Source organism: Gordonia sp. CPCC 206044, assembly GCF_048537895.1.
Classification (GTDB): Bacteria; Actinomycetota; Actinomycetes; order Mycobacteriales; family Mycobacteriaceae; genus Gordonia.
On record NZ_JBCLVL010000008.1, the window covers coordinates 289,864 to 297,956 of the forward strand.

The following is an 8,093-nucleotide window of genomic DNA, read 5'->3' on the forward strand; positions in this document are numbered from 1 at the left end:
GGGAGCGACGATGCCTGCCATCTCATACGTGATCGCCGGATCAGAGGCGACCGGGGGAGCAGGCATCCAAGCGGACCTGCGCACCTTCGCCCAGCTCGGCGTCTACGGCGTCGGGACGATCACGTGCGTGGTGTCGTTCGATCCCGGCGCTCAGTGGTCACATAGATTCGTGCCGATTGCCGGTCCGGTGATCGCCGATCAGATCGAAGCGGCCACCACCGCGCATGCGCCGGAGGTGGTCAAGATCGGCATGCTCGGCACCCCGGAGACGGTCACCACCGTTGCCGATGGCCTCCGTCGTCAGTCGTGGCGGCACATCGTCGTGGACCCGGTGCTCATCTGTAAGGGACAGGAACCCGGTGCTGCGTTGGACACCGACAACGCGCTGCGCACCGAGATCCTGCCATTGGCCACCGTGGTGACACCGAACCTGTTCGAGGCGGCCACGCTTGCCGGCATGGACCCGATCACGACGGTCGACGAGCTCACCGAGGCGGCACGACGGATCGCCGACCTCGGCCCGCGCCACGTCGTGGTGAAGGGCGGGGTCGGGTTGGCCGGCGACGACGCGGTCGACGTCTACTTCGACGGCCACGACGTGACCGTGCTCCGTGCGCCCAAGGTGGGCGACGAGCGGGTCTCGGGGGCAGGTTGCGTCTTCGCCGCCGCGACCACCGCGGAACTGACGAAGGGCGCCGACGTCATCGACGCGGTACGTACCGCAAAGCAGTTCACACACAAGGGAATCGTCGGCCGATTGGCGTCGAACGCACCGTTCGATGCCGTGTGCCAACCCGACTGAGCCGCCACCGCCACCGGCTTCGCTCAGCGCAGCGCCCCACCGCAGCACCCGGACGTATCCACCCGGTGCTATAACGTGAGCCCATGGCACACTCCACCGGCTCGGACGCCCCGGCGCCTTCCATGGCCGACCCGGCGTTGCTACGTGAGTTGCCGTCGACGCCACGCGGACTGCGAACCCGTGACTCGTTGATCACCGCCGCCCGGTCGCTGTTCGAACGCAACGGGTATCTCGAGACCCGGCTCCTGGACATCACCACCGAGGCGCAATGTTCGGCAGGCACGTTCTACACGTACTTCGCGAGCAAGGAAGAGATCCTCGCCGCGGTCCTCGAACTCGCCCAAGAGGACATGCTGCACCCCGGGATGCCGCACGTCGCCGACGACGACGATCCGGTCGCCGTGATCGATGCCAGTAACCGCGCCTATTTCGATGCGTACCAACGCAATGCGCGACTGATGCGGGTCCTCGAAGAGGTCGCCAACAGCGACCCGGCCTTTCGTCGGCTCCGGCACGAACGGGCGCAGGCCTTCGTGCGCCGCAACGCCCGTAGCATCGAGGCGCTGCAGGACCGCGGCCTGGTGGATCGGCGCCTGGATCCCATGGTGACGTCACGGGCACTGTCCGGCATGATCAGCCGACTGGCGTTCTCCGTCTTCGTCGTCGAACCCGAACTCGGCGAACAGCCCGCCGACGTCGACCTGCTCACCCGCACCAGCACCACCCTGTGGGCCAACGCGCTGGGGCTGCGCAACTGACCGACGGCTCTGACCTCAGGTCCGCGCACCGCGCAGATCAGCACGGTCGATCTGGCGCTTCAGGATCTTGCCGGTCGATCCCTTCGGGAGCTCGTCGACGAATCGGATCAGTCGCGGGATCTTGTAGGCGGACAACCTCTCCCGACACCAGGCCTCGATCTCGCCCGGTGTCGTGTCACTTCCCGCGCGGAGGACGACGACCGCAGCGACCTCCTCGCCGTAATGCGTATCGGGCACACCCACGACCGCGGCCTCGACGACCGCGGGATGCTCGTAGAGAACGTCCTCGACCTCGCCGGGATACACGTTGTAGCCACCTCGGATGATCAAGTCCTTCACACGGTCGACGATGCGGAGATCACAGTCCTCGTCGAACACGCCGAGATCTCCGGTACGGAACCATCCATCCACCGAAAGCACTGCCGCGGTGGCCTCCGGCCGCCGCCAGTAACCCTTCAGCACCGTGGGCCCTTTGATGTAGACCTCGCCGACAGTGCCGGCTGCACAGACGTGGCCGTCGGGATCACGGATCTCGATCTCGGTCCGCGGCACGGCCCTGCCGGTGGAGACGATCTTCGGACTGTGGTCGACGTCGTTGAACGTTGCCATCGCGGCGGTCTCGGTGAGGCCATACCCCTCCAAAAGGGTGCAGCCGTATCGCGCTTCGAAGGCGCGGGCGACCTCACCGGGCAGGGACGCGCCTCCCGACACGGCGATCCGCAGGTGCGCGAAATCGTCGGTGGCCGATTCGGTTCGGTTGTGCAACAGAGCATTCCACATCGTCGGCACACCACACACGACGGTGAGTCGGTCTCGCCGGATCATCTCGACCATGGCGTCCGGGGTGAACCGTTTCAGCAGCGAGAGTGAGCCGCCGCCGGTGAGCGCCGACATCATCACCGATGACTGCCCGAACACGTGGAACAGGGGCAGCCCGGTGCCGACACGATCGTCGGCGGTGCTCCGACTGACCTGCGACGCGATCTCTCCTGCCGCAAGCAGATTCGCGACGGTGAGTTCGGCGCCCTTGGGCTTTCCGGTGGTCCCCGATGTGTAGAGGATGGCCGCCGTGTCGTCGGGACGGCGATCCACAACGTCGATCGTGTCGACCGCACCGAAGTCGGTCCGCTCTCCGTCGGTCTCGTCCCTCGAGGGCTCGGCGGCGAGCTCCAGGTAGGGGACCGACGCCGCCGCGGCGGCCTGGCGCACCGCGCCGGACAGCTCATGCCAGCCGATGGCAAGTGCAGCGTCGGTGTCGTCGAGGTAATAGCCGATCTCGGCCTCCGTCGACATCGTGTTCACCGTGATGACGGTCGCCCCCAGGACCTGAACACCCAGGTAGGCCACCACGAACTCGGGAACCGACGGCGCGGCGAGCAACACACGGTCACCGGGGACGACGCCTGCCATCCGCAGCCTGCCCGCGTATCGCAGGCAGCGTGCATGCAGGGAGGAGTAACTCCAGTTCGGATGATCGCCACGGACGGCAACCGACTCGGGTGCGAGGTGGGCATGGCGAGAAACGGGGTCGAGCAAGTTCGGCATCGAGACAAAGGCCCTTCCAGACGGTGTGGAACGTATCCACCAAAACACTTGAAGATGACACCAACTTCAACTATACAGTGCTGAGATCTGCATCACAGCAGAGCCGCGAGCGGCCCGTTCACACAGCCCTCGGAAACACCTTCACGGAAGGGACATCGCGTGACACAAGTCGATGCAGGACACCCCGAGACACGCAACGCCATCGGTTCGTCGCCGCGTGGCGCTCGGGCGTTGGTCGACCGGAGACTCCACAGCTATCCGGAAGCCGCGGCGCGCTACCGGTATCTGGCGATCACGGTGCTCGCCACCATCGTCTTGTACTACCAGCTGTACGTACAGGGCGCGGTGGCCACCAAGATCATCACGTCGTTCGGCATGACGTTCACCCAGTTCGTCGTGGTGTCCATCGTCGGGAACCTGGTGGGAGCCTTTGCATCTCTCGCGGCCGGGCTCGCCGATCGGTGGGGCCGGGCCAATCTGGTCGTGATCGGATTGTTCATCACCGGCGCTCTGGTGCTGTTCGCCCTACCGCACGCCCCCGACACGCTCTGGTACACGATCTTCTTCGCGATTCTGAGCATCGTCGAGGGCATGATCCTGGTGGCGACGCCAGCCCTGATCCGCGACTTCTCGCCACAGGTCGGTCGTGCACAGGCGATGGGATTCTGGACGATGGGCCCGGTCCTGGGCAGCCTGGTGGTCACGATGGTGTCGAGCAACACCCTCGACGCCCACCCGGATTGGCGCTTCCAGTTCTATGTGTGCGGCGTCGTCGGGCTCATCGTCGCGGTGATCGCGTTGTTCGGCCTGCGCGAGCTGTCGCCGGGGCTGCGTGATCAGTTGATGGTCAACCTCAACGAACGTGCACTGATCGAGGCCCGCGCCCGCGGGCTCGACACCGACATTGCGCTGCACGGACATTGGCGGCAAATGCTGCGAGTCGACATCATCGGCCCGGCGATCGCGATCAGTCTGTTCCTGATGTTCTACTACATCGCGGTGGGGTTCTTCGTGGTCTACTTCGCCACCACATTCGGCTATTCGGAAGCCCGCGCCAACGGTCTCGCGAACTGGTACTGGATCGCCAATGCCATCGCCCTCGTGGTCGCAGGCATAGTGTCGGACAAGATCCGAGTTCGCAAACCGCTGATGGCGGTCGGCGCGGCGATCTCGATCGTGGGCACGGCGATCTTCGCCATGCTCAGCACGGAACCCGACACCGGCTACTACACGTTCGCGCTCGTGCTGGTCGTCATCGCGGTGGGCGGCGGCATCGCGTACTGCGCGTGGATGGCGAGCTTCACCGAAACCGTGGAGCGCCACAATCCGGCTGCCACCGCAACAGGATTGGCGATCTGGGGATGGACGGTGCGCATCACGGTCACACTGGCACTGACCGCACTGGCCTTCGTCGTGCCTGCGACCTCGACCCTGGTCGACCAGGGTTCCCGCGTCTCGCACATCGTGGCCGAGTACCCGCGACAGGTCGAGACCATCAGCGCGGTCGAACCGGCCACCCTTGCCGCCCTGGCGGGCAATCCGCAGGATCGCGCCGCGGGTGCCGCAGCGGTGGCACAACTGATCGGTGTCGGCCTCGCCGCGACACCTCAGGAGGCCGCCGAACGGCTGCAACAGCTGGCCGGCGAGCCCATCCCACCTGCCGATCAGGCCTATCTCGCCGCACATGCCGCCGACGTCCAGCAAGCCGAACACGACAACCCCGGTCAGTGGAAGGTCTGGTGGTGGATCTGTGTGGTGGCCCAGATATTGTTCGTGCCGTTCATCTTCGTGTTGTCGGGACGGTGGAGCCCGCGCCGTGCGCGGGCCGAGGCGGCCGAACACGATCGTCTCGTCGCCCGCGAACTCGCCGAGCTGCGGGGGACCTGATCCAGGCACGTCGCCCGCGGTGCGAGCATGCGCCGCGGGCGACGGGTCGGACGACCGGGCGCAGCCGTCACCATCGCCACCGCGGTCAAACGCCGCCGCGCCGGTCCGCGATCACCTGCGCCGTCGCGGCGATCGTGCGGTCGGGGTCGGCGAGCAGGTGCGCCAGGAGGTCGTCTGCGGCCCGACCGGGAATCTCGGCCAGCGCCTGGGTGATCCGTAGTCGCGACGCGACGGAGGCCGCGGCGAGGTGGCCGTGGAGTGCCGTAACCGTCGAGTTTTCCTGTCCGCTCAATCGGCCGAGCGCTTCGGCGGCCTCGACGTCTCGGCGGCCGTCGACCACCATGGCCACCAGCCGCGCGAGCGACGATGCGTCCGCGTCCGCCGCGAGTGCGAGAGCCGCGCGGTCCGCGACGGTCTGGTCGGGATCGTCGAGAGCCGTGCGCAGCATCCCGGCGGCCTGTGCGCCACCGATCGCTGCGATCGCCGACACGGCACGGCGCCGCACTGCGACATCGTCGGACCTCATTCCGTCCGACAATCTCGCGAGACCTGATTCACCGGACCTCGCCAGGGCCCACCGCAGCGCGCCAGCCACGTTGGGATCATCCTCGGACAGAACAGCTTTGGTCAGTTCTCCCAGGCTGATGGGAACCTCGGCCGGCGTCAGTACGGCCTGCATTCGGCGGTCGCCTGAATCCGATTCCAGCGCACGGACCTGCGTGACGAGCCGAAGCACCTCGGCCCAATCCGACGGAGCAGCATGGCGGACACGCTCCAGTCGTTCCAGCAGTTGCTGCTCGGCGACCATACGCGCCCGGGTCTGGATGATCAGCTGGGTGACCAGTGCGCCGGGCTCGAACCCCGGTTCGCCCAGCGCGTCCTTCACCTCTTGCAGGGACAGACCGAGTGTTCGGAGACTCTCCACATGAAAGAGCCTCCGAACATCGTCCAGCGAGTACTCCCGGTAGCCACCCGAGGTACGACCGGTGGGGCACACCAACCCCAATCGGTCGTAGTGGCGCAGCATGCGGGTGCTGATACCCGACCGCGCCGACACCTCGCCGATCAACATCAGCGCTCCTCATGCATCTGTGCCGACCGCCCTGACCCGTCGAGCCTCGTCGAGGGATACCTCGAATGCCGCGTCGGGATCGCGCATCAGGCGTCGGGTTGCCTCGGCGTGTGCGCGTACGGACGGATCCGGGTGCGCGCAGTGCGCCGCGACCGTCGCCTCCGCGTGGTCGCCGAGCGCCACGAACGCACGTGACAGGCTCAGCCAGGTATCCCGATCGCCCCGCGCGAACTCCTCAGCCAGCGCATTGGCGAGCCGTGCCTGTCCGCCGGTGGCGACGAGAACCACGGCGGCGCGCCACGCGCTGCGAGCGACCTCGTCGTCCGGATCGTGGAGCAGCGACACCACCGCGGGCATCGCACGCCGATCTCCGATCTTCGAGAGTGTGTGCAGGGCCTGAGCGCGAGCTTGCGGGTTCACCGACTCCAACTCACCGAGCAACGTCTCGACGGTGGGTCCCGCCGGAAGCCTGCACAGCGCCCAGGTCAACATGTCCCGCACGAAGAAGTCGGGTTCCACACGGCAGCGCGCAACGAGCGCGTCCGCAAAATCCTGGTCGGCGGCCGTGCCGGCGTCCAGGGCGGCGCGGAGCCTTCGCGACGCGTCGTCGGCGCCGAGGGCCGCGACGATTGTGCGAATTCGGTCGTGTGTGGTCATGGCGATCGCCTCCTTCACCGACCATGTAACAGCTTGTCACGGTGTCAGGGTCAAGCGTGTGAGGAGTTGGACGAACACCGCGCTCGCCGACGAGTGGACGTCTAGGGTGTGATCGAGCACACATTGCAGGCACCGCACGCCGGGCGCGCGAGCATTCGCTCATCCGCGTCGCACCATCAGGGAGGGCACCATGACCGCGACCGTCGACTCGAACGACGTACTGACTTCCGAGCCGCTGCGCTCGCGCCGCAACCACTGGAACAACCAGATACGGCGACACGCGTTCATGCAGCCCGATCAGGTCGCGCTGACGCACCGCGACACCTCGACCACCTGGCGCGAACTCGACGCTCGCTCTCGAGCATTCGCAGCGGCGCTCAATCGACGCGGCGTCCGCTATGGCGACCGTGTGTTGATGGCGTTGCTGAACCGCACCGAGTACATCGAAGCGGTCTTGGGAGCCAACCTCATCGGCGCCATCCCGGTCCCGGTGAACATCCGCATGAGCCCCGCGGAGGTCGGTTTCCTGGTCACCGACAGCGGCGCCCGGGTGATCGTGACGGAGGCACTTCTCGCTCCGCTCGCCGATGCGGTGAGTGCGTCGACCGGGGCGATCGACACGACCATCGTGGTCGGTGCGACAGATGAGTCAGCGCATCTCGACTATGAGTCCTTGCTGGCCGAGGACCCCTCGGACCTTCCCGAGATCGACGTGCCCGAAGAGACCATCGCCCTCATCATGTACACCTCCGGGACCACGGGGAAACCGAAGGGCGCCATGCTCTCTCACGAGAACCTGCAGGCGCAGGCGATGACGGTGATCAGTACATCGGGGGAGAGCCGCAGCGACGACGTCGCGTCGATCGTGCCGCCGATCTTCCACATCGCCGGTCTCGCCGGATTCGCTCCGGTCTTCTATCGGGGCATCCGTGCGGTGATCCACCCGCTCGGCGCCTTCGACGCCGACGACATGTTGGACACGCTGGAACGTGAAGGTACGACGTCGGTCTTCATGGTGCCCGCGCAATGGCAGGCGGTCTGCGCAGCCCAGCAGGTCCGACCGCGCAGTCTGAAGCTGCGGACGATCAGTTGGGGCGCCGCACCGGCGTCGGACACCGTCCTGAATGCGATGAACGATTCATTTCCCGAGGCGCTCAACATGACTGCGTTCGGTCAGACCGAGATGTCGCCGGTCACCTGCATCCTCGAGGGAAAGGACGCGCTGCGCAAGATCGGTTCGATTGGCAAGGTCGTACCCGCCGTCACGGCTCGGGTCGTCGATCCGATGATGAACGACGTCAAACCCGGCGAGGTCGGTGAGATCGTCTACCGCGGCCCGAACATGATGAAGGGCTACTGGCAGAACCCGCAG

General features: G+C 66.5%; 7 protein-coding genes. 4 read left to right on the top strand and 3 right to left on the bottom strand.

From position 1 onward, the window contains the following. Positions 1 to 10: 10 nt before the first annotated feature. Positions 11 to 802: a bifunctional hydroxymethylpyrimidine kinase/phosphomethylpyrimidine kinase gene (gene thiD / locus AAFP35_RS15365; protein ID WP_419222492.1), complete on the top strand. Its 792-nt coding sequence runs from the start codon at positions 11 to 13 to the stop codon at positions 800 to 802. A gap of 83 nt (positions 803 to 885) precedes the next feature. After that, positions 886 to 1,560 carry a TetR/AcrR family transcriptional regulator gene (locus AAFP35_RS15370; RefSeq protein WP_419222493.1) on the top strand — a complete coding sequence of 225 codons (675 nt, stop codon included), beginning with the start codon at positions 886 to 888 and terminating at the stop codon, positions 1,558 to 1,560. 15 nt (positions 1,561 to 1,575) lie between these two features. Here the strand turns inward: AAFP35_RS15370 and AAFP35_RS15375 are convergent, their stop codons facing one another. Further along, positions 1,576 to 3,105: an AMP-binding protein gene (locus AAFP35_RS15375; RefSeq protein ID WP_419222494.1), complete on the bottom strand. Its 1,530-nt coding sequence runs from the start codon at positions 3,103 to 3,105 to the stop codon at positions 1,576 to 1,578. A gap of 159 nt (positions 3,106 to 3,264) precedes the next feature. Here AAFP35_RS15375 and AAFP35_RS15380 point away from each other — a divergent pair, with 159 nt between their 5' ends. Continuing rightward, on the top strand, positions 3,265 to 4,992 hold the full coding sequence (locus AAFP35_RS15380; RefSeq protein ID WP_419222495.1) for an MFS transporter: 1,728 nt from the start codon (positions 3,265 to 3,267) through the stop codon (positions 4,990 to 4,992). Between the two features lie 85 nt (positions 4,993 to 5,077). Here AAFP35_RS15380 and AAFP35_RS15385 read toward each other — a convergent pair whose 3' ends face one another. Together AAFP35_RS15385 and AAFP35_RS15390 are read right to left on the bottom strand one after the other, a co-directional pair. Next, positions 5,078 to 6,064: a MerR family transcriptional regulator gene (locus AAFP35_RS15385; RefSeq protein WP_419222496.1), complete on the bottom strand. Its 987-nt coding sequence runs from the start codon at positions 6,062 to 6,064 to the stop codon at positions 5,078 to 5,080. A 9-nt stretch (positions 6,065 to 6,073) separates the two neighbouring features. Then, positions 6,074 to 6,721 carry a HEAT repeat domain-containing protein gene (locus AAFP35_RS15390; protein WP_419222497.1) on the bottom strand — a complete coding sequence of 216 codons (648 nt, stop codon included), beginning with the start codon at positions 6,719 to 6,721 and terminating at the stop codon, positions 6,074 to 6,076. A gap of 190 nt (positions 6,722 to 6,911) precedes the next feature. On the opposite strand from AAFP35_RS15390, the gene AAFP35_RS15395 reads away from it, so the two are divergent. Continuing rightward, positions 6,912 to 8,093: AMP-binding protein (locus tag AAFP35_RS15395; RefSeq protein WP_419222498.1), on the top strand; the 1,182-nt coding region annotated here is incomplete at its 3' end.